At 40.4% G+C, this 25,120-nt stretch carries 18 protein-coding genes; 11 read left to right on the top strand and 7 right to left on the bottom strand.

Annotated features, from left to right (window positions below):
- The first annotated feature begins 57 nt into the window (after nt 1-57).
- The 5 genes from EVU92_RS07900 (at nt 58) to EVU92_RS07920 (ending at nt 9,914) form a co-directional block, all read left to right on the top strand.
- A complete protein-coding gene (locus tag EVU92_RS07900; RefSeq protein WP_130050754.1) occupies nt 58-1,032 on the top strand; it encodes a GGDEF domain-containing protein in 975 nt (324 codons plus the stop codon).
- Between the two features lie 66 nt (nt 1,033-1,098).
- Entirely contained in the window at nt 1,099-1,458 is a 360-nt protein-coding gene (locus EVU92_RS07905) for a glutathione S-transferase N-terminal domain-containing protein (RefSeq protein WP_054560852.1), read from the top strand.
- A gap of 80 nt (nt 1,459-1,538) precedes the next feature.
- Nucleotides 1,539-3,023, top strand: coding sequence for a glutamate--tRNA ligase (gene gltX, locus EVU92_RS07910; RefSeq protein ID WP_130050755.1), 1,485 nt, complete (start codon nt 1,539-1,541; stop codon nt 3,021-3,023).
- 394 nt (nt 3,024-3,417) lie between these two features.
- Nucleotides 3,418-8,739, top strand: coding sequence for a S8 family serine peptidase (locus tag EVU92_RS21815; protein WP_130050756.1), 5,322 nt, complete (start codon nt 3,418-3,420; stop codon nt 8,737-8,739).
- A gap of 332 nt (nt 8,740-9,071) precedes the next feature.
- Nucleotides 9,072-9,914 carry a MipA/OmpV family protein gene (locus EVU92_RS07920; protein ID WP_130050757.1) on the top strand — a complete coding sequence of 281 codons (843 nt, stop codon included), beginning with the start codon at nt 9,072-9,074 and terminating at the stop codon, nt 9,912-9,914.
- Here EVU92_RS07920 and EVU92_RS07925 read toward each other — a convergent pair.
- The gene (locus EVU92_RS07925; protein WP_130050758.1) at nt 9,898-11,088 is read right to left on the bottom strand and encodes an ATP-binding protein; all 1,191 of its coding nucleotides are present in this window, start codon (nt 11,086-11,088) and stop codon (nt 9,898-9,900) included. The two genes, EVU92_RS07920 and EVU92_RS07925, sit on opposite strands and share 17 nt — an antisense overlap.
- Nucleotides 11,085-11,774, bottom strand: coding sequence for a response regulator transcription factor (locus tag EVU92_RS07930; RefSeq protein ID WP_130050759.1), 690 nt, complete (start codon nt 11,772-11,774; stop codon nt 11,085-11,087). Before EVU92_RS07930 ends, EVU92_RS07925 begins: the two co-directional genes overlap by 4 nt.
- Nucleotides 11,775-12,713: 939 nt before the next feature.
- Between EVU92_RS07930 and EVU92_RS07940 the strand changes: the two genes are divergently transcribed.
- From EVU92_RS07940 to EVU92_RS07950, 3 genes are all read left to right on the top strand, one after another.
- Nucleotides 12,714-13,415, top strand: coding sequence for a DUF3581 domain-containing protein (locus EVU92_RS07940; protein ID WP_130050761.1), 702 nt, complete (start codon nt 12,714-12,716; stop codon nt 13,413-13,415).
- Nucleotides 13,416-13,510: 95 nt separating this feature from the next.
- Nucleotides 13,511-14,746, top strand: a complete 1,236-nt coding sequence (locus EVU92_RS07945) for a DEAD/DEAH box helicase (RefSeq protein WP_130050762.1) — start codon at nt 13,511-13,513, stop codon at nt 14,744-14,746.
- A 48-nt stretch (nt 14,747-14,794) separates the two neighbouring features.
- Nucleotides 14,795-15,763: a sensor domain-containing diguanylate cyclase gene (locus EVU92_RS07950; protein ID WP_130050763.1), complete on the top strand. Its 969-nt coding sequence runs from the start codon at nt 14,795-14,797 to the stop codon at nt 15,761-15,763.
- Here the strand turns inward: EVU92_RS07950 and EVU92_RS07955 are convergent.
- The gene (locus EVU92_RS07955; RefSeq protein WP_130050764.1) at nt 15,760-16,716 is read right to left on the bottom strand and encodes a hypothetical protein; all 957 of its coding nucleotides are present in this window, start codon (nt 16,714-16,716) and stop codon (nt 15,760-15,762) included. The two genes, EVU92_RS07950 and EVU92_RS07955, sit on opposite strands and share 4 nt — an antisense overlap.
- Nucleotides 16,717-16,962: 246 nt before the next feature.
- On the opposite strand from EVU92_RS07955, the gene EVU92_RS07960 reads away from it, so the two are divergent.
- Nucleotides 16,963-19,848 (top strand): M16 family metallopeptidase, encoded by a 2,886-nt coding sequence (locus EVU92_RS07960; RefSeq protein WP_130050765.1) that lies wholly within the window; start codon nt 16,963-16,965, stop codon nt 19,846-19,848.
- 28 nt (nt 19,849-19,876) lie between these two features.
- Here the strand turns inward: EVU92_RS07960 and EVU92_RS07965 are convergent, their stop codons facing one another.
- The 3 genes from EVU92_RS07965 to EVU92_RS07975 form a co-directional block, all read right to left on the bottom strand.
- Complete coding sequence (locus EVU92_RS07965) at nt 19,877-20,818, bottom strand: sensor domain-containing diguanylate cyclase (RefSeq protein WP_130050766.1); 942 nt, start codon at nt 20,816-20,818, stop codon at nt 19,877-19,879.
- Nucleotides 20,819-21,141: 323 nt separating this feature from the next.
- Nucleotides 21,142-21,459, bottom strand: a complete 318-nt coding sequence (locus EVU92_RS07970) for a helix-turn-helix transcriptional regulator (RefSeq protein WP_130050767.1) — start codon at nt 21,457-21,459, stop codon at nt 21,142-21,144.
- A gap of 3 nt (nt 21,460-21,462) precedes the next feature.
- On the bottom strand, nt 21,463-21,867 hold the full coding sequence (locus tag EVU92_RS07975; RefSeq protein ID WP_130050768.1) for a hypothetical protein: 405 nt from the start codon (nt 21,865-21,867) through the stop codon (nt 21,463-21,465).
- 338 nt (nt 21,868-22,205) lie between these two features.
- On the opposite strand from EVU92_RS07975, the gene cysE reads away from it, so the two are divergent.
- Entirely contained in the window at nt 22,206-23,030 is an 825-nt protein-coding gene (gene cysE, locus EVU92_RS07980; RefSeq protein ID WP_130050769.1) for a serine O-acetyltransferase, read from the top strand.
- 86 nt (nt 23,031-23,116) lie between these two features.
- Nucleotides 23,117-23,704: a hypothetical protein gene (locus EVU92_RS07985; RefSeq protein WP_130050770.1), complete on the top strand. Its 588-nt coding sequence runs from the start codon at nt 23,117-23,119 to the stop codon at nt 23,702-23,704.
- 2 nt (nt 23,705-23,706) lie between these two features.
- Here the strand turns inward: EVU92_RS07985 and xseA are convergent, their stop codons facing one another.
- Nucleotides 23,707-25,041: an exodeoxyribonuclease VII large subunit gene (gene xseA / locus EVU92_RS07990; protein ID WP_130050771.1), complete on the bottom strand. Its 1,335-nt coding sequence runs from the start codon at nt 25,039-25,041 to the stop codon at nt 23,707-23,709.
- Nucleotides 25,042-25,120 lie beyond the last annotated feature (79 nt).

Here is a 25,120-nt window from a genome sequence, read left to right on the forward strand (position 1 = left end):
TAAATCTGATAAAGTTAACTAAACTAAAGTGAGAAACAGCTTTTGAGGCTTTAATAGATGGCAGCTAACCCTTGCGGACATGACTGGGTTGTAGATATTACGCAGCAAGAAGATGAGTTAGGGTTGGATCGGGCACTAATTAATGCCGTGACTGAGTTAGAAGGATTCTCTCGCTTTGCTATCTATATCAATAAGTTCTTTAAACCAGGCCTTCCAGCACGACTTTTAAATAGAGATTCTGTTATCGAAGAGCTCAGCGAACATGAAGTCAATGAGCTCATCGAAAAAGTCAGCCGTAATAAAATTCGTATTAGCCGTAACTATGGGTATGTTTCTACCTATGTGCCTATTTATTTCATGGGTAACGTTATTGGTGTGTTAGTAATTGAGTCAGAGAAAGAGCTTTCAGAGCGTGTAAGTATGTTAGCTATTTACATGCTTAATATATATGCCAATCAGGTATCTTTGCTTTATAAATCTCAATTAGATCCTTTAACTGAACTGCTTAACAGACAGACCTTTGATAAAAAAGTAATTGAAATAGCTTCAGAAGCCTCATTGCATACCAAGGAGCTTGACTCTAAGTATCGTCATTGGTATCTGGCTATAGTCGATATTGATTACTTTAAACGTGTGAATGATAATTATGGCCACGTTATTGGTGATGAAGTTATCTTGTTAGTGGCACAACTATTAAAAAATAACTTTCGCATTGAAGATTACGTTTTTCGTTATGGCGGTGAAGAATTTGCCGTGTTATTTCAAGCAAGTGACGAGTTAGATGCACGAAAAGCTCTTAACCGTTTTCGAGGTTGTGTTGCAGAATACCCATTTCCTCAGGTTGGTAATTTAACTGTGAGTAGTGGTTTTATGCCGGTTTACGAGTTTGAAATGGTTGCAAGCCTTGTACAAAAAGCCGATCAAGCCCTATACCATTCTAAAAATAGTGGACGAAATTGCGTTACTGCTTATTCCGAATTAGATATCCAACAAAGCCAACCTCTAGATGATGATTCAATAGAGTTGTTTTAAGGTGTTGCAGCGCGCTTTGCTGTGTTAAAATTGCCCACTATTTTTAGAACCCTATGAGAAGGTGAGATGAAGTTCGTTCGTTGGTTATTAGGCCGCATCATTTTGTTTTTTGATTTTGTATTCACACCACGTAGTAAAAAGCGTCCGGCAGCTGAGCAAGCGGCGCTTGATTCAGTAACATCACAATTTAAGCTATATCAATTTAAGGCCTGCCCATTTTGCGTGAAAGTACGTCGTGCTATTAAACGCCAAGGTCTATCAGTTGAAACCCGTGATGCAAAAGGTAACGAGCAGTTTCGCCAAGAGCTTTTAGAGCAGGGCGGAAAAGTTAAAGTACCATGTTTACGTATTGAAGAAAACGGCCAAGTAACTTGGTTGTATGAATCAAACGATATCATTGCTTATTTAGATAAAGTCGCTGCATAAGGCGGCTTTTCACTTCGATTATAGTCCGTGCTGTGCTAGCATTTGGGCAAATTTTTAATTGTCTTTTGAGAGATATTACCATGACAATTCGCACCCGTGTTGCTCCGTCACCAACTGGCGACCCGCACCTAGGTACTGCATACATCGCATTATTTAATTACTGTTTTGCTAAGCAGCAAGGCGGTGAGTTTGTGCTACGTATTGAAGATACAGACCAAGTTCGTAGTACACCAGAATCAGAGCAAGCTATTATGGATAGCTTAAAATGGTTAGGCTTGAACTGGGATCACGGTCCAGATGTAGGCGGTGAGTTTGGTCCATACCGTCAATCTGAGCGTAGCGATTTATATAAGAAATTTGCGCATCAGCTAGTTGAGCAAGGTAAAGCATTTTACTGTTTTGCAACGAGCGAAGAACTTGACCAAATGCGTGAAGAGCAAATGGCAGAAGGCCTACGCCCAAAATACGACGGTCGTGGTTTAAATCTTTCTGAAGATGAAATTAAAGCGAATCTTGAAGCTGGTAAACCTTACGTAATACGTATGAAGATCCCAAGCGAGGGTACGTTTAAGTTTAACGATTATCTGCGTGGCGAGATTGAGATCCCATGGGAAAATGTAGACATGCAAGTGCTACTTAAAGCTGATGGTTTCCCAACTTACTTCCTTGCAAACGTTGTTGATGATCACCACATGCAAATTAGCCATATTTTCCGTGGTGAAGAATGGATCAACTCAGCGCCTAAGCTATTAAAATTATATGAAGATTTTGGTTGGGAAGCGCCTGTATTAGGTCACTTACCGTTACTTCGTAACCCAGATAAATCAAAGTTATCTAAGCGTAAAAACCCAACTTCAATCAATTACTACAAAGAAATGGGTTACCTACCAGAGGCACTATTAAACTATTTAGGCCGTATGGGTTGGTCAATGCCAGACGAGCGTGAAAAGTTCACGTTAGCAGAGATGATTGAACACTTTGATATGAAACGAGTGTCGCTTGGTGGTCCTATCTTTGATATTGATAAGTTAAGCTGGTTAAACGGTATGTGGATCCGTGAAAACTTATCTGATGCAGAATTAATGCAACGTTTTGTTGATTGGAAATTTAATTCAGAGCTATTCGCGAAAGTATTGCCAGAAGCAAAAACGCGTATTAATACGCTTTCTGACATGGTTGATCTTGCCGGTCACTTTGTGGGGGGTATTCCAAGCTATGATCCTGCGCTATTAACGGCAGGTAAAGCAGATGAAGATGTAATCCGTCAAGCATTGCAGTTCTTCATCTGGCAATTAGAAGGCTTACGCAGTTGGGAAAAACCAGCGATTTTTGCAATCGCAAAAGAAGTGGCGACTTTCCATGAATTGAAGATCAAAGACTTTCTTGAGCCAATCTTTGTGGCTATCACAGGTAAGACTTCATCAACATCAGTACTTGATGCAATGGAAATTTTAGGCTCAGATCTTTCGCGTGCTCGTTTACGTGTTGCATTAGCACACCTTGGTGTGTCTAAAAAGCAGGCGAAAAAAATTGAGCGTGCATATCGCGATTATCCACAAGCTTAATTGTGATATTAGTTGCAAAAACCGAGCTTATGCTCGGTTTTTTGTTTTAGAAATTAAGCTAATTCACACTTTTAACAACATGCTTAATTAAGAGGTCTATTTTAATGCAAGAACCCCTTGTCAGTAACAAGGAAATAGTTGTTGGTTACTCAACCCTCCTTCGTTTTTTATAAAACTATTCGCGTGCAGCTTTCCTATAACATTCAATAGGAATGGGGGTTTTAAAAAGATTTGCCCTTTTCAAAGTAATTTCCATGTTAACAATGCGTACAAAGCGCTACACGAATTTGCAACAGTTTTAAAACACCCTGTGGTTATATTGTAATTGTAAGCCGGAGATGGATATTCATGGTGCTTCAATAATTATTCAAATTAACTATCCAGGGGATACTTTATGCAAGTGAAAACACTCTCGATTGCTGTTGCTGCAGCTCTCTATAGTGCCAGCGCTGCTCATGCAGTAGGTGTTGATAACAATCTAGTCAAACACCAATTAAAAGCACCTAATATTACATTTGAAGAAGTAAAAGCGTTTAGCAAAGAGCTTAGTCAAGGTAACTCTTCAAGCATGTTGCAAAATGATGGTCTTAATGTTCAGCTAAACAGCAAAGCTAATAAATTTAAAGAAGAAGGCATTAATGGCGAACATATTTACATCATTCGTTTACGTGATAATGCTGTTGCCCTAGAAGCACGCGATTTAACCTCGCCATTATCACAATCACTTCAAGCACAAGGCGTTTCAAAAGTATTCGAAAAAGGTCAAGCGGCAGTCTCTGCCGTAACTGATTATCAAAATAAATTGCTTTCAAAACAACGCACTGTAATGCAAGGCATCACAGCTGTGACTGGTCGTACTGAGATGCGTCGTCAATTCACTAAAGCATTAAATGGTTTCTCTGTAAAAATGACAGAGCAAGAAGCAATGCGCGTTGCTGAGCTTGGTGCGGTTGTTTCTGTGATGCGCTCTAAGAACTATGACTTGCTTTCAGATGAAGGTCCTAAGCACATTGGCGCAGATCAAGTTTGGGATGGTTCAAGCGTTCCAAGTGGCATCAAGGGCAAAGGTGAAGGTCAAATCGTTGGTATCATCGATACAGGTATTAACTCAGATCATCCATCATTTGCGGCCGTTGGCGGTGATGGTTACGAACATGAAAACCCATTTGGTGCGGGCGTTTATGTAGGTGACTGTGTTGAAGAACCTGAAGAAATTCAATGTAATAATAAATTAATCGGTGTGCGTTCTTATGATGTGATCACTGATTCGTTTGATGCCATGATCCCTGGTTGGCCAGCAATTGGTGAAGATTATCAAGGTCACGGTTCGCATGTTGCATCAACTGCTGCTGGTAACGTGGTTAAGAGCGTACCATTTATGCTTCCAAGCTACGGTGAAAATACCGATGGTAATATTTTAAAAGAAGACCTTTTCCCTGAAATCTCAGGTGTGGCACCGCACGCAAATATTATTGCTTATCAAGTATGTTACCCATCAAGTGATGAATACGTTGGCTGTCCCGGCGAGGCACTTGTTGCAGGTATTGAAGATGCGATATCGGATGGTGTTGATGTAATCAACTTCTCAATCGGCGGTGCAGATTCAAATGTTTGGGCAGATCCAGTGCAACTAGCATTCTTAGCAGCACGAGAAGCGGGTATCAACGTTGCAGCTGCGGCTGGTAACAGTGGTCAAGCTTGTGGTTCATCAGAATGTTTTGGTTATCTTGATAACTCTTCACCTTGGCTTGCACAAGTTGCTGCAACAACTCATGGTCGTACTGTCGCTGTTGAAACTGCGGTAGAGTTTGCAGGCTTTGCGGACGAAACTTTGGGTTCAGAAGTACCAAGCTGGTCAGAAATGGAACTTGTTGGGGGATCAATCAACAGTGAAGAAATTACTGGTGTGGTTGTTTGGGCTAAAGATTACGAAGACGTAAATGGCTATAAAGATTACAACGGTTACTGTACTGCAGATTACCCAGAAAATACTTTTAACTTCTACAAAGATGGTACTGAAATCGCAGGTGCGGCCGATGGTAGCACGAATGTTATTGTTATCTGTCAGCGCCATGATGCCAATGACCCAGAAGCTAACGCGCGAACCGCAAAAGTAGATCATGTTAAAGCAGGCGGTGCAGATGGTTTCATCCTGTTTAACCGTGACCGTGATCAAGGTACTGTTCCTCAAAGCTATTCATTACCAGGCGTTCACTTTACATATGAGCAATGGAATGGAGTATACCCAGAAGATGGTTTAGAAGACTGGGTAGATAGTAATTCAGAGAAAGGCCACATGGTTACTATTAAACCAACCGTAATTGAGCGTCGTGTGGATGCTGAAGATGCGGATTGGCTAGCTACTTTCTCATCACGTGGTCCGTCATACTCAAACGTTGAAGTTTTAGCGCCGACTCTAGCTGCACCAGGTGTAGATATTTACGCAGCTTACTCTGATGAGCATCCGTTCGTGACGCCGCATGGTCAAGATTATGCGGCAATCAGCGGCACGTCGATGGCATCACCACATGTTGCCGGTTCAATGGCATTACTTCGTCAGGTTCACCCTGATTGGACTGCTGCTGAAGTACAATCAGCATTATCAATGACAGCTGAGAATGTTGTTAAATATCACCGTTTAAACGACCAAAATGATGTGGTTGCAGATGCGAAAACTTATCGCTCTGGTGCTGGTCGAATTAATGTAGCATTAGCAGCAAAGGCTGGCTTTGTTATGGATGAAACTGCTGATAACTTTTTAGCAGCAGATCCATACAATGGTGGTACGCCGCATAAATTAAACTTACCAAACCTTGTTAACTTCTCATGTGCGCCAGAGTGTCAGTGGGTTCGTACCATTAAGGCAACTGAAGATGGCACGTGGACTGTAAGTCATGAAGATGTTGAAAACTGGGCGTTTGATGTTAATTCACAATCAGCTCAAAACGGTGTGAACATTGATATCTTCCCGAAAACCTTCACGCTGAAAAAAGGTGAAACACAAACAATCATTGTTAAAGCATCAATCATGGATACCCAAGATTGGTTCAGTAACTCTGAAGTTGAGCTTCATACAAACCTTGTTTTCCAAGCCGAAGAAGCGGATATCCCAGATGCGCATTGGCCTGTGGCGTTCAAATATGACCGTGGTAACTTACCATCATCATTAGAGACGACAGCTCACTCTAATGAGGGAACATATGTTGCTAAGGGCATTGTATTGCCAAATGTAGAAGCGCCAGTAGCACGTGCATATCAGCCAGTAAAAGCAGATATCACAACGGTGACTTTACCAAAAGATGATGAACGTACCTTCCCTTGGACGATGAACCGCACAGGTGATGTGGATACAGCTGATATTTTAGATGAAGCAACATTTACTAAGTTTGTGACAGTACCAGCTAACTCAAAACGTTTTATTGCAGAAACTGTTGCTGTTGAATCTGAACTAGAAGGCACCTTGAACGTATTAAACCCTATTATTTATGTAGGTAAAGACTACAATGGTGATGGGATTGTTCAGCCACAAGATGAAATTTTGTGTGCATCTAACCACAAGATTTATAAAAACTTCTGTAATATTAATAACCCAGAAGAAGGCGAGTATTGGGTTGTTGCTTATAGTCCGAATAAAGCGTCAGTGGGTGCAGTTGAAGAAACCTTTGAACTTGCAACAGCGGTTGTCTCAGACCAAGTTGCTTCAGGTATGACTGCGAGCCTTCCAGGAAGTGATGGTCAAAATACTGTTGAAATGACTGTTGACTGGGATATGGACCTTGATGCTGACAGTGTGTACTACTCACTTCTTGATGTAGGCACGTCGGCAGTAAACCATGGCAACCTAGGTTCTATTCCATTTAAACTTAATCGTGGTAATGACGTTGCTCATCTTGATGCGCCATATACAGGTGCAAAAGTAGGCGATATGGTACCTTACACGTTTGAAGTGTTAGCGAATAACTCAGGTGTAGACCGTGAGTTCTCATTGGAACTTGATATCCCCGCAGGTCTTGATATCAAAGCAGAAAACGTAATGGTTTCAACAGCATCTGAAATCAATGTTGAAATTGCTGACGGCAAAGTAATTGTAACTGGCACACAAGCGGATACTCGCGATGTTGAGCCTGACTATATCGTAACCGATAACATCACTGATGAAATGTGCCGTACGCCTGATTTTGGTAACTCAAACCCAGGTGGCTATGTTGACTTGGCAGAGTTCGGTATTATGCCTATGCTATCTGGTTTTGATGAGGATAACCTGTACAACTCTCGCATGGGTTATTCACTCCCAATTGCTAGTTTTTATAATGGCGCATACGACACATTCAGCCTTTATAATAATGCTGAAAATACTAATATCCAAAACTCGATAATTCAAATTCGTGGTATGGGTACAGTAAACACCAATGGCAGCCGTTATTTCTACCCTGTGCATAATCCGTTCCCTTATAACTCATTCCCATATGAGAACATGGGTCCATTATGGCGTGGTTGGGAATTTAGTGACCACGGTTTATTACGCTCTGTAATGTCGGTTGGCTTATCGTCTGACGAAGGTATTTCACTTGCAAGCACAACAACAGGTTGGGGTATCGTTGAGTGGGATAACGCATCAGACTACGACAACCCTGTTTATGATCGCTCTACGGGTAAATACACTTATACAAAACGTGATAACTCATTTGACTTCCAAGTGTTATTCAATGCTAATACTCGTTTTGGTAAAGGTGAACATGAAATTTACTACGCATACGATAATTTAGATTTTGGCAGCACTCGTCCTGCAGGTAGTATCGGCTTACAAGGTTTCCGTGGTGCGCAGTATGAGTATGGTCCACTTGAAAATTACCGTGGTATCCAAATTGCTTATAACAACCTAGATGAAGTAATTAGCGATGATTATGTTGTTTGTATGGATTACATAGGTCCAGAATCATCACAGTTTGAAGTGACTGCATGGGCTGAAGTTATGCCTTCGGCAGCAGGTCAAACACTTGAAGTTGGAGCGAAAGCTGCTATCTCAGGTCTTAATGACATGATTTCAACAGCGACACTGGCAATTCCGGGTAATATCACTGTTGTTGCACTTGATGACATGGTAACTACTGAGGAAACACCAATTAGCTTTGAAGTTCATCACATTGATGAGAAGAACTCGAAGAATGAAATCTCAGTAATTTCTGATGATGTTACCTATGAAGTTGATGGCGATACAGTAACGATTACACCAAACGAGAACTTCTCTGGTGAAACAGAAGTAACTGTAATGGTGTCTGATATCGAATATCCATCAGATGCTGCAAGTACAACCTTCATGTTAACGGTTGAAGCTGTTAATGACGCACCAGTTGTAGTTGTTGAAGCAAGTGCTCAGCAAGTTACTGAGGGCAGCGTTATTACCTTAGATGCATCTGCATCACATGATTTAGACAACGATGAGTTAACTTTCTCATGGGAAGGCTCAGGTGCAATAGCAAGCCCAGCATCAGCAATCACTGAAGTATCAGGTTTAACGGCTGGTGAGCATCAGTTTACTGTAACGGTAAGTGATGGTATTGAAGCGATGGAGCTTGGTGTAACTGTGACGGTAACCGCACAAGAAACAACAGTGGTTCCTGAAGAAAAAGCGAAATCATCAAGTGGCTCACTTGCTTGGTTAACTATGTTATTAGCAGGTTTTGCAGGTGTTCGTCGCCGTGTAAAACGAAACTAATAAATCCCTAAGTATGTTATGTGACAAAGGGCCCTAGGGCCCTTTTTTGCGTCTAGTAAAACCTAATGGGCATTTATTAATAACCAAAAAGAATATCTAAAATTGAAAACCTATGTAGCAAAATGTACAGGCAGTTTTATATTTTTTTCAGTGTGTTAATTTAAAGATAAGGTATAAAAGGGATGCCTTGTGCACTTTGTATGGTAAAAAAATTATACAAAGATGCGTGCAAACGATATGATCGTTCCCGATTGGGTAAAGACTAAAAAGTTTTTAGTAGTATTAAGTTGTCATAATAATTATTTGTTATGACATAAAGGTGAATTGGGTTAATGAAGAAATTGTTTGGCTTAGTGTGTTGTTTATCTGCATCAACTGCATTTGCGCAGGTTGAAGCTATACATCCGCAATTAATTAAAAAGTCGACAATACATGCCAGCATCACAGTTGGCTATGGGGGTATTGAAAACCCAGTACTTGATGCTGATGACGTCACTTCGCCAATTCTGCCAAGCTTTGCTTATTACAGTGATAATTGGTATTTCGATGACTTTTCTGTTGGCTACAGTTTATATGAAACAGAAAAGTTTTATGTCGATTTACTTGGTCGCTTTAATGACGATGGCTTTTTCTTTGAGCTTGATGGAGTAGATAAACTTTATGCGGTAGGTGTTGTAAGGTCGAGTTCAGGAAGACCAACTTTACCAACAGCTTCACCCATTGAGCTAACGCCCATAGAGCGTGACCTTTCTTATATGGCTGGGCTATCGTCTGCTGTAAACGTTTATGATGACATCTGGTTAAGTGCAGCTTATGTGAACGATGTGACCAATGTTCATAATGGTTATGAAATCTTGTTTAACGGCTACCAAATATTTGAGCTGTTTTCTGGTACTGCTGGTATTGAGGCGGGCATTAATTACAAAAATGAAGAGTTGATTGACTATTATTACACAGTTTACCCAACTGAAAGTAAAACCCGCTTACTAAGCTACAATTTAGAAAGTGCCACCAACTACTATTTGAAAGTGAGCTATGAATATCCGATCAGCGATAGTTTCAGTCTTGATTTCAAACTCAAACATACATGGCTAGACAGCAACTTAGCCAATTCAAACATGATCAATAAAAACGGATACTTCTCAGGCTTTACAGGTATTACCTACCACTTTTAGGCCAGTGTATTGTGATTTGTGCACCGCCCGTTTGTGGGCAATTGGCTAAGCTTATTTTACCGCCATGCCAACTGGCAATACGATGAACTATATAAAGCCCTAATCCATAACCACTAGCCAACTTATCTCCTTCACCTTGTTTAAAAGGCTCAATCAGCGCATCTGCATTAATTGGTAAGCCAGGTCCATCATCTGCAATACTTATAAGGTAATAGCCCGCTTGTTCTTTACTGCTTATATGGATAGTGTTTTTTGCGTATTTAGTGGCATTGATCAGTAAATTTTGCACTGCAATAGCCATAAAGCTTGCTTCACAATAGGCAGTATCTACTTCAAGCGCTGAAATGAATTCGAGTTCTTTGTATAAATCGAATTTAGCTACTTCCGTATTGATAAGTTTAGTTAAGTTAACTTTCTCCTGATTAAACACGCTTTGCTGGTGCTCTAAGCGAGCAAACGATAAGTATTGCTCTAAACGTAATTCAATTTCATCGATATCGCGTTCTATTTGCCTACTTTCTTGTGATTCTAGCTCTGCAATCGATAAAGCAAATCGCATACGGGTAAGAGGCGTACGAATTTCATGAGAAATAATGCGTGATAAATCGTTATGTAATTGCACAAATTTATTAATGCGCTCAGACATATGGGTAAACGTGCTAGCCAATGGCGCGATAGATGAATTAGGTTTTATATCTAGCTCTATCCGCTGTGGCTTTTTGCTAAAGTGGTAGGCTGCGCGTTGTAATAAACTCAAATCACGAAATACAGGGCGAATGAACAACAAGATCATGGCACCAAGTAAAAAGTAAAAGGCAAAAAATGCAAACCAGTCAGTCTTTGCTTGTGAAATCAAGGAAATAGGGCCTATTTTTTGAATGCTGCCGAAACTTCCTTTCAGGTATATATACTGCTGATTATTCTCGGTGACACTGATAATGCCATCTTTATTGAAACTAGCTTGCAATGAATCGGGTAACACAAGTTCGTTTTGGTTAAAGGTACTGATCCTAGATGCTTTTTGCTCTGCGATTTGCGCAAGTTCTGCGACGCTGATTTGCACACTCGGTATCTGCTCAGAGAAAAATTGATTATAAAGCTGACCAAAAGCCAAAACTAAGGCAATTAAGCTGACAGTGATAATTAAATACAGCTTAAAAAATTGCTGTTTCATATTTTTGAAATATCCAGGCTGTATCCTTTACCCCGAACAGACTTAATATCCAACGACTCCTTATGTTTGCTAATGGTTTCTTTAAGCTTTTTACGTAAACGGCTAATTTTTAAATCAATAGCTCGGTCAAGTCCATCATACTCACGACCAATAACATGCTTAAATAATACTTCTCGAGAAACCGGTTGGGGTGTGCTTTTAGCTAGATAGGCAATGATCTCAAACTCACTTTCATTGAGGTTCAATGCGGTATTATGAAAGTAGATATCACGTTTTTTAGTGTCGATACGCAAAATATCACTTTGATGTGAAAAGTTATCTTGGCCAACAGTATGGGCGATAATTGTTTTAACCTTAGCTAATAACAGTTCAGGCTTAATGGGTTTTACAAGGTAGTCATAGGCGCCTAAGTTCAAACCTTTAATTTGTGATTGTACTGAGTCCAGCGCTGTTAAAAAAATGACAGGGCAACTGTATTTTTCTTTCAACTGGGAAATTAACTCAAAGCCATTGCCATCCGGTAGCATAACATCACAAATAATCAGTGAAGGCATGAAGGTGATTTCACTGCTACGGTAAGCCTCTGTAGTATTAAACACATCAATTGTATAGCCATGCTTTAACAAAAATGTTTGAATTAAGCTTGCTAATTTCACATCATCTTCAATTATAAAAATATGCTGCATTATAAACTCCAGCCAAAGCGCCGCTTTATTCGGTAATCTTTAGCTTCATAGCTTGCTATTGAGAGTAGTTGTTGTTTAACAACCTGATTACTCAATGGATTTATTAATTTCACAGTAAGTGGGTGCTCAGTTTTAATCTTAAACTTTTCGCTAATTAAACCTCCTTGTTTATAACACTGCGTATACTGTGGACGCTGAGTTATTTCTAAACAAAGCTCTTTAAAGGGAGCAATTCGAAAATGAATTTGTATATTAAATTCACAGACCTTTTGTTTCGTATCTGTCACACACACGGTGGGAGAGACTTTAAAAAAAGGTTGCTCAGGATTGTCATCACTTAAGCAAAGCGACGAAAAACAAAGACAAAAAAACAGCAATAGCCAACTTAATCGGTATATCATCTAACCAAGTCTCTGTTTTTTAATAGTCTTTTCTTCAAAGTAACAATAACCATCGAAAATTGATGTAACCTGCTCAACTCACTTTGAGTACTCATTTTTTTGCCGCTTATTATAATTGTTATTTATGCAGCCTATGAGCGGCGATTACACGATAAAAAAGCGGTTCTATCATACCTTACTTATCGTTGTAGCTACAAATAGGTGCTATGCAAAGCCTGTATTTTCAGCTTGTTGGCATATTTCTTAATGTTTAAAAAGTTAGTTTGTTGTTTTAAAAAGAAAACTGAATTTATATTTAGTTTTAGCTAATAGTTTTTCATTATGTTTAGCTGAGTCTAAGTGTTTACTAATCTGCTTTATTTGTTAATCCTTTCGTACAAATTGATACAATTTAGATTTAGCCTATCGAAACCAATATTTTAGCTGATGTCATTAAACATCTCCTAAGTTCGTGATTTATAATTAACAGATTCGACCTCTATTTTCTATTTTTCTGGTAGTATGGTCAGGTTATAAGTAGTTTAAGCAGTGAACAATTATGTTAAGTCCTTATTATCAGCAGCATGCTGATTACGTTTCTATCTCACGTGAGCAAGGCTGTCGTTTCGCCAAATTAGTGGCTGATGATTTCAATCCGTTACACGATAAAGACGCTAAAAAGTTTTGTGTACCGGGCGATTTACTTTTTTCGCTGGTTTTAAACCGTTACGGCATAAGTGAAAAAATGGAGTTTACTTTCGCTGGTATGGTTGATGAAAATTCAAAGCTAACTTTCCCTGAGGGTGCTGATGAGTTTGCGATTACCGATGGCGAAAAAGTAATGCTAAAAGTTAAACGAGAAGGTGCTGTTAGCCAGTGTCCAGAATTAACGAATAGCTTAATTAAAAATTATGTTGAGTTTTCTGGTACTACGTTTCCGCATGTCATCATCCCATTAATGGGTAAGCAAGACGTGATGATCAACCCTGCGCGCCCTATGGTGATTTACGAGTCAATGCTGATTAACCTAGATCGTCTTGATATTAGCGCACCTGAATTACAATTTGCGGAACCTGATTTTGAATTTACTGGCAAGCGCGGAAAAATTACGCTTCGCTTTAACCTTTTAGAAAACGGCAAGAAAGTAGGCTCAGGTGAAAAGCACATGCTTGTATCTGGTATTCGTGATTATTGCCAAGCAACGGTTGATGACTTAATTAGTTTTTATAATCACCGTAAAGAATCACTTAAACCAGAGTAATCTCTACATTTGCTATAAAGGGCGCTCATTGCGCCTTTTTTGTTGCTGATGTTCAGCGTACAATAGCGTTTTTATAGCCAAATGTACTTCAGAATATGTCAGTAGCGACCTTTTCAGAGTTAAATCTTGCACCTGCATTGCTAAGTGCTTTGCAAGAAGAGAATTATCACACCCCCACAGCAATTCAAGCGCAAACCATCCCACTCATTTTAGCGGGAGCTGATGTAATGGGCAGTGCACAAACCGGAACGGGCAAAACAGCCGCCTTTGTTTTACCACTACTGCACAACTTGATGTCTGCTGAAGTACTCCCTGATGCTGTTAAGGTACTTATTTTAACGCCCACCCGAGAGCTCGCTCAGCAAGTATTTGCAAGTGTAGAGCGCTATGCTGCGCACACAGGTATAAAAGCGGCGCTTGCTTATGGCGGCGCCAGTATTGGCCCACAAATTAAAGCCATAAAAGCTGCACAGGTTGTCATCGCAACACCTGGGCGCTTACTTGATCATGTGATCAAGGGCAGTATTAAGCTCTCTAGTATTAATGCTTTGGTATTCGATGAAGCTGATCGCATGCTTGATATGGGCTTTATTGACGAGATCAATCGTATCTTGCGTCACGTGCCAAAAGATCGTCAAACCTTACTGTTTTCAGCAACATTTGACGACAGCATCTTTAAGCTAAGTAAGCAGTTATTGAATGATCCTAAATTAGTTGAAGTAAATAAACGCAACTCAGCAGCGGTTGAAGTTGAGCAGCTAGTTTATGCGGTTGATGAAGATCGTAAGCGTGAACTGGTATCGCATATGATTGGTATGAAGAATTGGCAGCAAGTACTAATATTCACTCGTACTAAACAAACCGCTGATGTGCTTGCAAAAGAAATGTGTAAAGACGGTTTAAAAACTGAATCTATTCATGGTGATAAAAGCCAAGGAGCACGAGATAAAGCGCTACATAACTTTAAATCCGGTGCAACAAGAGTACTGGTAGCGACAGATGTTGCTGCTCGTGGCCTTGATATTGCTTCGTTAAAGTATGTAATCAATTACGAACTGCCTTATGTGGCCGAAGATTATGTACACCGTATTGGTCGTACAGGTCGTGCTGGCGAGAAAGGGATGGCGATGTCGCTGGTTAGTATTGATGAGCAATGGTTACTGGATGAAATAGATATCTTACTCGACACGAGACTTACTCCACAGTGGTTACCAGGATATGAGCCTGATTTAACCAAAGAGCCAAAACAGGTTCGTAAAAATACAAATAAAGCACGGCGCTCGCGTGATAAAAAACGTATCTTAGGGCAAAAAAGTAGGAGACGTTCCTAAATTTGGCATATATTTATACTATCCTCAGGCTAAAGTTGAGAGTTTAGTATGTTAGAAGAAAATAAGTGGGTTTTTCGCCGCGCTGATAAACAATTTTCCTTAGAAAAGTGGCAGAAAACAATTAATCTCATGACTGAGTTGTTTTCTGCTCCTGCGGGTTTTATCGTCCATAAAACTGACAATGTTTATCGTATTATTGTATCCAGTGAGCAGCAAGAAAACCCCTATGAAGCAGGGGCTGAATTAAATGCTGACGATAATATCTTCTGTAAAAAAGTTGTGCGAGATATGGCACCACTTTATGTTGATCATGCAAGTAAAGACTCTCAGTGGGATGATAGCCCACTAGTGAAAGATGGTTTTGAATCTTACCTTGGTGTACCTATTAGTTGGCCTAATGGTGAACCGTTTGGCACATTTTGTGTAATGGATTTTAAGCGGACTCACTATCAACAGAGCTTTTTAGAATTAATAGAGCAACTTCGCGATATGGTTGAGGACGACCTTGCTTTGTTAGATAATTTTACGCAGATGCGTGAAATTGCCATGCTCGATTCACTTACCAATATTTATAATCGCCGCGCAATAGACCTACTTTGCCAACATAAACTGAATATATCGAAACGTCTTGGCTTTGACATTAGCTGTTTGTTTATTGATATAAACAGTTTTAAACCGCTCAACGATACTTACGGCCATGAAGTTGGCGATCTCGCGCTTATTTGTTTAGCTGACACTATGAAAGAGTGTCTTCGTGAAACCGATATTATTGGCCGCTTAGGGGGCGATGAGTTTATTGCTTTATTGCAAGTTCAGCCAGGTGATTGCATAGAAAGCATAGCCGATAAGCTCAACACCACCTATCAATCTAATTTAGCAAAGCGGGGCATTCCAGTTACGAGTTTAAGTATTGGTTCTGGGGTGATAGCTCAGCCAAAAGAAAACTTTGCTGAGCTATTAAAACGAGCAGATGAAGATATGTATGAGAAAAAGCAAGCCTCGAAGGCAGCACGTTAAGCTATTTGTTTCTCAGCTAGGTTCAGCTCCATGGTCGCTTTAAGTAAACGATAAAGGTTAATTGACGCATCAATTTCTTCTTTACGATTAGTTAAGCTTTCGATATTTAAACCGAGCGGTACATCTAAATGCGCGCAGCTTTGTAAAATTAAGTCAAGATTCTCACGGCAAATACGCACCGATTCACTCAATGTATTTGCCGAATCTAACATACGGTACTTAGTCGCCTCTGGTACCGAAATTCCTAACCACTCCATAAATTCTAAGGTTTTTTCACCGCCACATGGAGTAAACGTTAGAATAATACGCTTTGGGGTTGTGCCTTGTGCTTTACAGCTGCGGGCATAGCTGGTGATCAAATCAATAGTCGCTTGGGCATTGTAAACGGCTTGTGAGATGAAAAACTTACAGCCTTGCGCTGTTTTTTCGACTAAACGCTCATGTTCATTACGTTTGCTAGCGTGACGCTCTGCAATAGTAACGCCACCTAAAAATACATCGCTATTCTGTTTTACTAGCGTTTTATAAGCATCAGAAAGGCTTAATTTGATGTCACCATGAGATGATGGACTACCTACTAGCACTAAGTTCTTTAATTCAAAATCATTTCGAGTTTCATTTAACCACTCGGTAAACTCAGCTTCACCACGTTGGGCAACACTTTTATAAGTGATTACATCCAGTTGTGAGAGGCTGCGAAGTAGTTGACTATATTCACGTGGATCAACCGTTTCTTTAAACGGAAAAGGGCGCGGTTTAGCAATTCGGCTGCTTTCATCTTGAATGTCGTAAATGATCACACCATCGTATTCAATTTCGTGCAAGCGACCTAGTAGCTTTTGGGCAATAGTTTCAAGCATGGCTTTATCAGTACCTGATTTTGGTGGTGTGGTACCGATAAGGTAGACGCCTTGATTGGTGTCTTCAATTTTCTCTTGTAATGATAAAGCCATAATCCTCATTCCAGCTTGTGCTAATGTCTATGTAAACAATATAGCAGCCATTTAGACGTCTAGATAGATTTTTCTGATGAAAGTTTTTCAATGACTATGAATTTTACTCAAGTTGAATGTGAGGTGTTCTACGAAATTGACACACCTGTTTACATAAATTATTGCCCTGACCCTCATATTTTCTGGCGCTTTGATGCATAATCAAGCTGCAATCATTATGAGAAAAATAACTAACAAGGGAACATTATGAAATTTAGATTATTAGCAACCAGTTTTGCTGTAACACTTGCGCTGAGTGGCTGCGCAAGTAACTCACAGTCAAATATGGTTAAAGAAGTCGAAATTGAGCAGCAAGTAAGCCAAGATGATAATCGTGTATTTAGCCAAGATTACCTATTAGAAGAGCTTGAGAACGGCCTTCGCGTAATGGTAGTGAAAACCGACTACCCAGACGTCGTATCACTGCAAATTCCGGTATCGGTTGGCTCACGTAATGAAGTTGAAGCAGGTAAAACTGGTTTTGCACACTTCTTTGAGCATATGATGTTTAAAGGCTCTGAAAAATTCCCGCAAGATGTCTATTCAGATATTTTAAAGAACTCAGGTGTTGATAATCGCGCGTATACGACCAACGATTACACTAACTATCACTTAAATTTCTCAAAAGAGCACTTAGATAAAGTACTCGAAATCGAAGCTGATATTTTCCAAAACCTGACTTACAGCGAAGAGCAGTTCCGTACTGAAGCACTGACTGTAAAAGGTGAATATTTAAAGAATAATGCTAGCCCAATTCGTAAGTTACTTTCTGCCGTTCGTAACGAAGCATTCGAGAAGCACACATATAAACACACCACGATGGGCTTTTTTGAAGACATCGAAGCCATGCCTGATCAAATGGCATATGGTAAAGAGTTTTTCGCTAAGTTTTATAAGCCTGAGTACGTCTCTTTAGTCATTGTTGGTGATGTTGATCCACAAGAAACTATGGCAATGGTGAAAAAACATTGGGGTAACTGGAAAAAAGGTGATTACCAAGCCGACATTCCAACTGAACCGAAACAACAAGCACCTAAGTACGTTCATGAAAAATATGATGGTTTACCGGGTCATTGGTTGCTAGTGTCTTACAAAGGCACAGCATGGGATCCAACTCAAAAAGACCGTGCTGCGCTTGATTTGATTTCGCAGCTTTATTTCTCAAATAACTCGGCACTTTATCAAGAACTTGTTGTTGATAAACAAATTGCCAGTCAAATGTTTACCTATAACCCAGATACTAAAGACCCCGGTTTATTACATGTTTTTGTAAAAGTAGAAAACGAAGCTGATCTTGCTAAAGCCCGTGATGCGATTAACCGTACTTATGCACAAGCACGTACTGAGTTAGTTGATGCGCAAAAGTTAGCTGATTTAAAATCTAACTTAAAATACAGCTTTATCAATGGTCTTGATTCATCGCAATCAATAGCCTCAACGCTTGCAAGCTACATGCACTTTGAGCGCGACCCTGAAGTTATTAACCAACTTTACGCCACTGCTGATAGCATCACTCCAGAAGATATCAAAGCAGTAGCAAACAAGTATTTTGTTGATTCAAGCCGTACCACTGTGACAATGTCGGCGCTTGATAAAGTAACTGGTTTTGAGCAGGAAGTTGATTTAAATGCAGCGGTGGCAAGTATCGAGCAAGCACCAACAGAACGTCATTTTAAAGTACTTGATAAAACAAATAGTTCACCATTGGTTGATGTAAACTGGTTATTCAATACCGGTGCGGCAGCTGATCCACAAGGCAAAAAAGGTTTAGCGGCGCTAACAGCCGCGATGCTAGCGCAAGGTGGTTCAGAATCAATGAGCTATAAAGATATTAAGAAAGCCTTATATCCTTTGGCGGGAAGCTTTGGTTATCAACTTGATAAAGAGATGATTTCACTTCGTGGTCGAGTACACAAAGATAATGCTGCGAAATGGTATGCGCTTGTTAGCGATCAATTGTTAAATCCTGGCTTTAGAGAAGATGATTTCAAGCGTCTGAAAAAAGAGCTTATAGATAGCATTAAAGCGGGCCTTAAAGCGTCAAATGATGAGGAACTAGGTAAAGAAGTGCTTTATCATCAGCTTTATAAAGGTCATCCTTACGAAAGTTATAACTACGGTGACATATCAGATCTTGAAGCATTGACACTTGATGACGTCAAAGCGTTTTATAATAGCCAGTTTACACAATCTAAACTAACAGTGGGTCTAATTGGTGCTATCCCAAGTGATGTTAAATCGACAATGATGAAAGATTTAACCCAACTTCCACAAGGTAAAGAAAGCCGTTTAATGATCCCTGATGCGCCAGTACTTAAAGGTCATCATGCGACTATTGTTGAGAAATCAGCGCAATCTACCGCAGTGTCCTTTGGTTTCCCAATTGATACAATTCGTAGCAGCGATGATTGGACAGCCCTTTGGTTAGTTCGCTCTTATTTTGGTGAACACCGCAGTTCAAACAGCTTCTTATATCAACGCATTCGTCAAACCCGTGGTATGAACTACGGCGACTATGCATACATCGAATACTTCCCACGTGGTATGTTCCAAACAAAACCAGATGCTAACTTAGGTCGTTCAGAGCAAATTTTCCAAGTATGGTTACGCCCGCTGCGTTCTAATAACGATGCTCACTTTGCAACACGTACGGCATTATTTGAGCTTGATAAGCTAATTAAAAATGGCATTAGTAAGGAAGATTTTGAAGCGACTCGTAATTTCTTAATTAACTTTGTGCCGCAAATGGTTGCAAGCCAAGATCGTCAATTAGGATATGCACTTGATAGTGAGTTCTATAACACAGAGAGCTTTGTAGACTATGTGCGCGGCAAGCTTGAAAAGCTAACCCTTGATGATGTTAACCGCGTTATTCGCGATAACCTGCAAACCGAGAATATTCACTATGTGTTTATTACCGGTGACGGCAAAGATATGCAAAAACGTTTAGCATCAGAGCAAACATCACCTATGGTGTATAACGCTGAAAAACCGGCAGAACTTGTTGCTGAAGATAAAGTGATTGCAGACTATAAACTTGCAATACCAGCGAAAAATATTAAAGTACTTGATGTCGAAAAAGTATTTCAATAATTACTAATTAACTAATCAATGCCCCTATTTAGGGGCATTTTTCTATGCTTAATGGCTCGATGTTATCAGCAACTACAAGTTGATTTCGGCCAGCTTCTTTTGCTTGATAAAGCGCGCTATCAGCCATTTCAATGAGTAACATGGCATCATCACAACTACTAGGATATAGCGTGGCTAACCCGACACTTACTGTTAATGGGTAGCCAGCCAGTTCAGCCAACTTTAGCGTAGCAAGTTTTGTCATAAAACGTGTTACGAGTAATTGAGCATTATGGCTTTGCGTATTACCAAGTACTAGAACAAATTCTTCACCGCCGTATCTTGCGCACAAGTCACTGGGCCTGCGAGTAAATTCAGACAATAGTTTTGCCACTTCTTTTAAGCAATTATCACCAACTAGATGACCAAGGTTATCGTTAAGAGACTTAAAGTTATCAAGATCGACCATCGCTATGGATAAGGGATGTTTTAAGCGTGCACAGCGACTCCATTCTTGCGAATAAAAATCATCAAAATGACGTCGGTTAGCAACTTGCGTTAGACCATCGATACGAGCAAGCTCTCGAACTTGCTGCTCGGCAAGTTTACGTTCAGTAATATTTAAGTGGCTGATCACAACATAATCTGTTTTGCCAAGTTTTAAAGGTACTGCGCGCATCATAAACCAGCGGCTTTCAGTATCACTATGACAAGGATATTCCAAGTAAAACTCTGCGAGCTGCTGATTGATAACTTGGTTTATTCCGGTGTAGGCCTTTTCACCAAACTCATCGCCATGGGCCGCAGCTGATCTACAAATAGCTAGATAGTTTTGACTTTCCCACTGAGTGTTACACTCGCATCCATTCTCATCGCCGAATGATAGCCAGCTGCGATTTACAAATGTGATATCCCCCGAGTCATTAATCACCACAATATGCTCAGAGATAGTATCGAGTATTAACTTTAGAAACTCTTTTGATTCAACCACTTTATAACCTAGCCAGTGCTTAGTTATTTAAGGTTAGCAATAAATGGCGAATTTTCCTCTAAGCTACGCTTAAAGCTTTCATAAAAGTGTTTTGCTAGAGTCCTGAAGGGGTAGTGTAAAGCTCCTATTTAGCTCATGAAGTTAACAGCTGTCAGTACTGCATTTTAAGTTCAGTTCTGACAGTTGACCTAAGTCTCTAAGTAAAGCATCAGGAAATGCTAAAGTATAGAACCAATTTTAACACCTAGCGCAAATAGCATGGTTACTATTACAAAGCCGATAAGTGTGGCATAGCCGCGTTGTTCTTTGGTCATATTTCACTCCTAAAAAATAACAAATACTGTTGCCATACCAAGGGCGAAACTAATAAACGAAGAAGTCGCTACGATTACAGCTAGGTTTTGCTTACTCACTGCGTGTGCTTTGCTGTCATTAGTTGATTCGTCATCGAGCTTGATGAGTTCACCTTGGCGTACTTCAAACACTGCGCATAAGCTCATGGTAGTTTCTTTTGACGCAGCGCCTTCTTTTTCAACTCGTTGAATGGTTCGTAGGCTTACATCACAGGCATCGGCCAGTTGTTGCTGCGTCCACTCGAATTTAAGCCTCAATGCTTTAATTGTATTAGGGTTCAGTTGCATTACTTACTTCCCAATGAACGGTTCAATTAACGTGATTAGGGCAAAACCAAAAATTGCTCCACCAATAAAACACCCTAAGGTAACCATAGCCACTTGCTTTGGGTTATCTGTAAGTGAAGTCTGTGTACTCTGTTGAACTAATTTACCTGCTTTGTAAAACGAACATTCAAGCTTACCTGTTAGTATATTTTGCATCTCAAATTCGACTGCATAAGCATTCTCTTGGTAATTAAAGTCGTGGTGACTTTTAAAACCGAAGCTGCGCTTTTCACTAACCAATTCATCGTTTACATATATTTTTTCTTTACCACTCATGATGTGACCAAAGCATGCGATTTGATTATCACCATCTTGAAAGTAGAACTTATAACCTAATTTGTGTGAGTTTAGTACGTCGTTTTTCATCATCGTTTCCTTGTTAAGTTGATGATGTAAATTTAATGATTATTTTTGTTTTTTACGCCGTCAGTAATACGCCAGTTCCTATTTTGGCATATGACAGACAAGATGTCATATCTGTTTTGTTGTTGAAAAATAAGTACTTTAATTAAACCGCGTGCCTGTCATTAGAGTTTGCAGCTGTCATATGAGATTGATTTAAAAACACCTGCAAATGATCAAAAATAAGGTTTGATACTCTGGTTATTACATATAACCAGAACAAATAAATAACGGGTTAGTACATCTTGCTACAAATCCGTTAAACTAAAGGCTTAGCAGTTAGGTACAACCAGAAAGGCAATATTATGCGTCATGAAATTTGGCAAAAGCTTCGAGATGAAGCAAACGAAGTCGTTTCCCGTGAACCGCTTTTAGCAAGTCACGTTTATTCGTGTGTGTTAAATCATGAATGCTTAGGTTCGGCGCTTAGCTTTATTGTCGCGAATAAACTCGCAGATGCGGTGGTATCAGCATTTACTATCCGTGAATTATTCGATCAAGCCTTTGTTAAATGTGACCTCATGCTGACGCATGTGGCTCATGACATAAAAGCAGTTAAAGATCGCGACCCTGCGGCCGATAGTTACTTAACTGTTATTTTGAACCTTAAAGGCTTCCATGCAATACAAGCACACCGACTCGCAAATTGCTTATGGCAACAAAACCGAAAAGAGCTTGCTCGTTTCATTCAGAGCAGAACCTCAGAAGTATTTGGCGTTGACATCCATCCTGCTTGTAAAGTTGGTCATGGTATTATGTTTGACCATGCAACTGGGATTGTAATTGGTGAAACTGCAGTTATCGAAGATAACGTTTCGATTCTACAATCTGTAACCTTAGGTGGTACAGGTAATGAACAAGGTGATCGCCACCCTAAAATACGTGCCGGTGTATTGATTGGCGCAGGTGCTAAAGTACTAGGTAACATCGAAGTCGGTGAGGGGGCGCGTATTGGTGCTAATTCAGTGGTGTTAAGTCCGGTTCCTGCACACACAACTGTGGTTGGGGTACCTGCTAAAGTGGTCGGCAAACCGAGCTGTCCCTGTCCAGCCGAAAGCATGAACCAAAACTTTTTAGATGATGGCACAACTACCGCTAGTAATGCCTCACACACCAGTGCTATGTTGTAGTTTTACATCAATAAAGAGCAATGGAATTGTCTAAATTATCCTTCGGATTAGCTGTTATAGCGTCATTTTTTTGTGGCGCTCTTGCTATGTCACTCTTTCAGTCTAATCCACTAGAACAGACTCAAACTCACCAGCAAGAATTTATTGAAGCGCAAACTGTTGAGGCGCCACAGCAAACCAAGTCGGTAGTCCCTGTGAATGCTAAAAAAATCGCTGCACCTAAAGCTGACGTACCAGAAACTCTTAGCAAAAGTGAGCTTGAACAACAAATTGCTGAGCTAAAGCTACAAGTTGAAAGCCAACAAGCTGTGATTGCTAACTACCGTTCAAGTGCAATTCCCCCGCAGCAAATTGATTCACATCTTGAAGAACTTTATACCTTGTTAGAAGAGCAATCTCGTGATGAAGCGTGGGCTTACCAAGTTGAAACTGCGATGAGCGATTTTTTAATCATGGCAGATTTACCTGTACAACCAGAGCTAAAAATCGCAACGTGCAAAAGTTCCGTTTGTCAGTTTAAGCTACTGCAACCAGAGGGTGTAGATGACTTACCAAACCGTTATTGGCGTGATTTAGGCGATAAAATGACGGAGCAAAGCTGGTGGAAGCAGTTTAAATTTACTTCCAGCACTTCGAGTGATGGCAGTCTAACCGTTATCGCTAGTACCGAGTAAAGTTAAACGACCTTCGAGTGCAGCTGACCATCGGTAAGTTCGGTGGTTATAAACTCTCCTGAACTTACATCGTTAACTGATTTCACCACTTTGCCTTGCTGGTTCTTGGTAATGCTATAACCACGCGCTAATACACTGAGTGGGCTTACAGAATCTAAGCGGCTCGCTTGCAAAGAAAGCTGATTGCGTGAACTTGAAAGTTGCTGTTGCATCGTTTGTCTCAGTCGGGCGTGTAGTTGCGCGAGCTGATGCTCGCTTTTTGCGAGCTGATTTTCAGGTGAACGTTGCATCAAGCGTGGTGTTAAGTTAGCAAGTACTCGCTCATATCGCTGAATTTTGTTATTCATTGCACCATGCAAGGCTAAACTAAGCTCATCTAATTTTTGCGCTTGCTGATTTAGTTGATTACGTGGATGGCAAAGTTGTAAGCGATGCTCAAATTGTGTTGCAGTACTGCGCTTTACTGCCAAGGAATGTTTAAAAGCATGATTTAAGTGCCTAACTAACTGCGTAACTTTATTATGTAGCTCTTCCGTGTTTGGGCTAACTAGCTCAGCAGCAGCCGAAGGGGTTGCGGCACGAATATCGGCTACATAGTCACTTATTGTGGTATCGACTTCGTGACCAACGGCACTAACGATTGGTAAGTGACTTGCGAAAATGGCGCGAGCCAATTGCTCATGGTTAAAGCACCACAAATCTTCGAGTGAACCACCACCGCGACCTAATATAAGTACATCCACTTCATTACGCTGATTGGCGATGCTTATTCTTTCTATTAATTGGCTGTGGGCATCTGCGCCTTGTACCATCGCTGGATAAATCACGACTTCAAGCTGCGGAGCACGGCGTTTTAGTACGGTAAGAATATCGCGAATAGCTGCCCCAGTGGCTGAGGTAATCACCCCAATACGATTGATATTGGTTGGTAATGGTTTTTTGTGAGCTGAGCTAAATAGGCCTTCGGCAGCTAAGCGCATTTTAAGCGCATCAAACTCTTGTTTTAATAAACCTTCACCAGCAGGGGCCATGTGCTCAACAATCAGCTGATAATCACCACGGGGTTCATACAAGGATACGCGGGCGCGCACAGTTACTTGTGCACCATTGCTTGGGCGAAAAGTTTGGCCGCGATTATTGCCGCGCCACATCGCCGCTTTTACCTGTGCTCGGTCGTCTTTTAGAGTGAAGTACCAGTGTCCAGATGCAGGGGCTATAAAGTTAGAAATTTCACCATTTAAGATAAGCGATGAGAAGCCTTGTTCTAAAACATGGCGAATTTCCTTATTTAGGCGCGAGACCGTGTAAACAGGCTGTGTTGAGTGCGTAAAAGCCATTAATAACCCCAGTAAAAAATTCTGTGTGTACTTTAACACAAATAAATGAATAATTTTATTTACTCGTGCTCACAACGCT

The organism is Pseudoalteromonas sp. MEBiC 03485 (genome assembly GCF_004195145.1).
Lineage (GTDB): Bacteria > Pseudomonadota > Gammaproteobacteria > Enterobacterales > Alteromonadaceae > Pseudoalteromonas > Pseudoalteromonas apostichopi.

Bases quoted from the DNA above. Each gene is read 5' to 3' on its own strand.
- EVU92_RS07900 (WP_130050754.1), top strand. From the start codon at position 58: ATGGCAGCTAACCCTTGCGGACATGACTGGGTTGTAGATATTACGCAG.
- EVU92_RS07905 (WP_054560852.1), top strand. From the start codon at position 1,099: ATGAAGTTCGTTCGTTGGTTATTAGGCCGCATCATTTTGTTTTTTGAT.
- gltX (WP_130050755.1), top strand. From the start codon at position 1,539: ATGACAATTCGCACCCGTGTTGCTCCGTCACCAACTGGCGACCCGCAC.
- EVU92_RS21815 (WP_130050756.1), top strand. From the start codon at position 3,418: ATGCAAGTGAAAACACTCTCGATTGCTGTTGCTGCAGCTCTCTATAGT.
- EVU92_RS07920 (WP_130050757.1), top strand. From the start codon at position 9,072: ATGAAGAAATTGTTTGGCTTAGTGTGTTGTTTATCTGCATCAACTGCA.
- EVU92_RS07925 (WP_130050758.1), bottom strand. From the start codon at position 11,088: ATGAAACAGCAATTTTTTAAGCTGTATTTAATTATCACTGTCAGCTTA.
- EVU92_RS07930 (WP_130050759.1), bottom strand. From the start codon at position 11,774: ATGCAGCATATTTTTATAATTGAAGATGATGTGAAATTAGCAAGCTTA.
- EVU92_RS07940 (WP_130050761.1), top strand. From the start codon at position 12,714: ATGTTAAGTCCTTATTATCAGCAGCATGCTGATTACGTTTCTATCTCA.
- EVU92_RS07945 (WP_130050762.1), top strand. From the start codon at position 13,511: ATGTCAGTAGCGACCTTTTCAGAGTTAAATCTTGCACCTGCATTGCTA.
- EVU92_RS07950 (WP_130050763.1), top strand. From the start codon at position 14,795: ATGTTAGAAGAAAATAAGTGGGTTTTTCGCCGCGCTGATAAACAATTT.
- EVU92_RS07955 (WP_130050764.1), bottom strand. From the start codon at position 16,716: ATGGCTTTATCATTACAAGAGAAAATTGAAGACACCAATCAAGGCGTC.
- EVU92_RS07960 (WP_130050765.1), top strand. From the start codon at position 16,963: ATGAAATTTAGATTATTAGCAACCAGTTTTGCTGTAACACTTGCGCTG.
- EVU92_RS07970 (WP_130050767.1), bottom strand. From the start codon at position 21,459: ATGCAACTGAACCCTAATACAATTAAAGCATTGAGGCTTAAATTCGAG.
- EVU92_RS07975 (WP_130050768.1), bottom strand. From the start codon at position 21,867: ATGATGAAAAACGACGTACTAAACTCACACAAATTAGGTTATAAGTTC.
- cysE (WP_130050769.1), top strand. From the start codon at position 22,206: ATGCGTCATGAAATTTGGCAAAAGCTTCGAGATGAAGCAAACGAAGTC.
- EVU92_RS07985 (WP_130050770.1), top strand. From the start codon at position 23,117: ATGTCACTCTTTCAGTCTAATCCACTAGAACAGACTCAAACTCACCAG.
- xseA (WP_130050771.1), bottom strand. From the start codon at position 25,041: ATGGCTTTTACGCACTCAACACAGCCTGTTTACACGGTCTCGCGCCTA.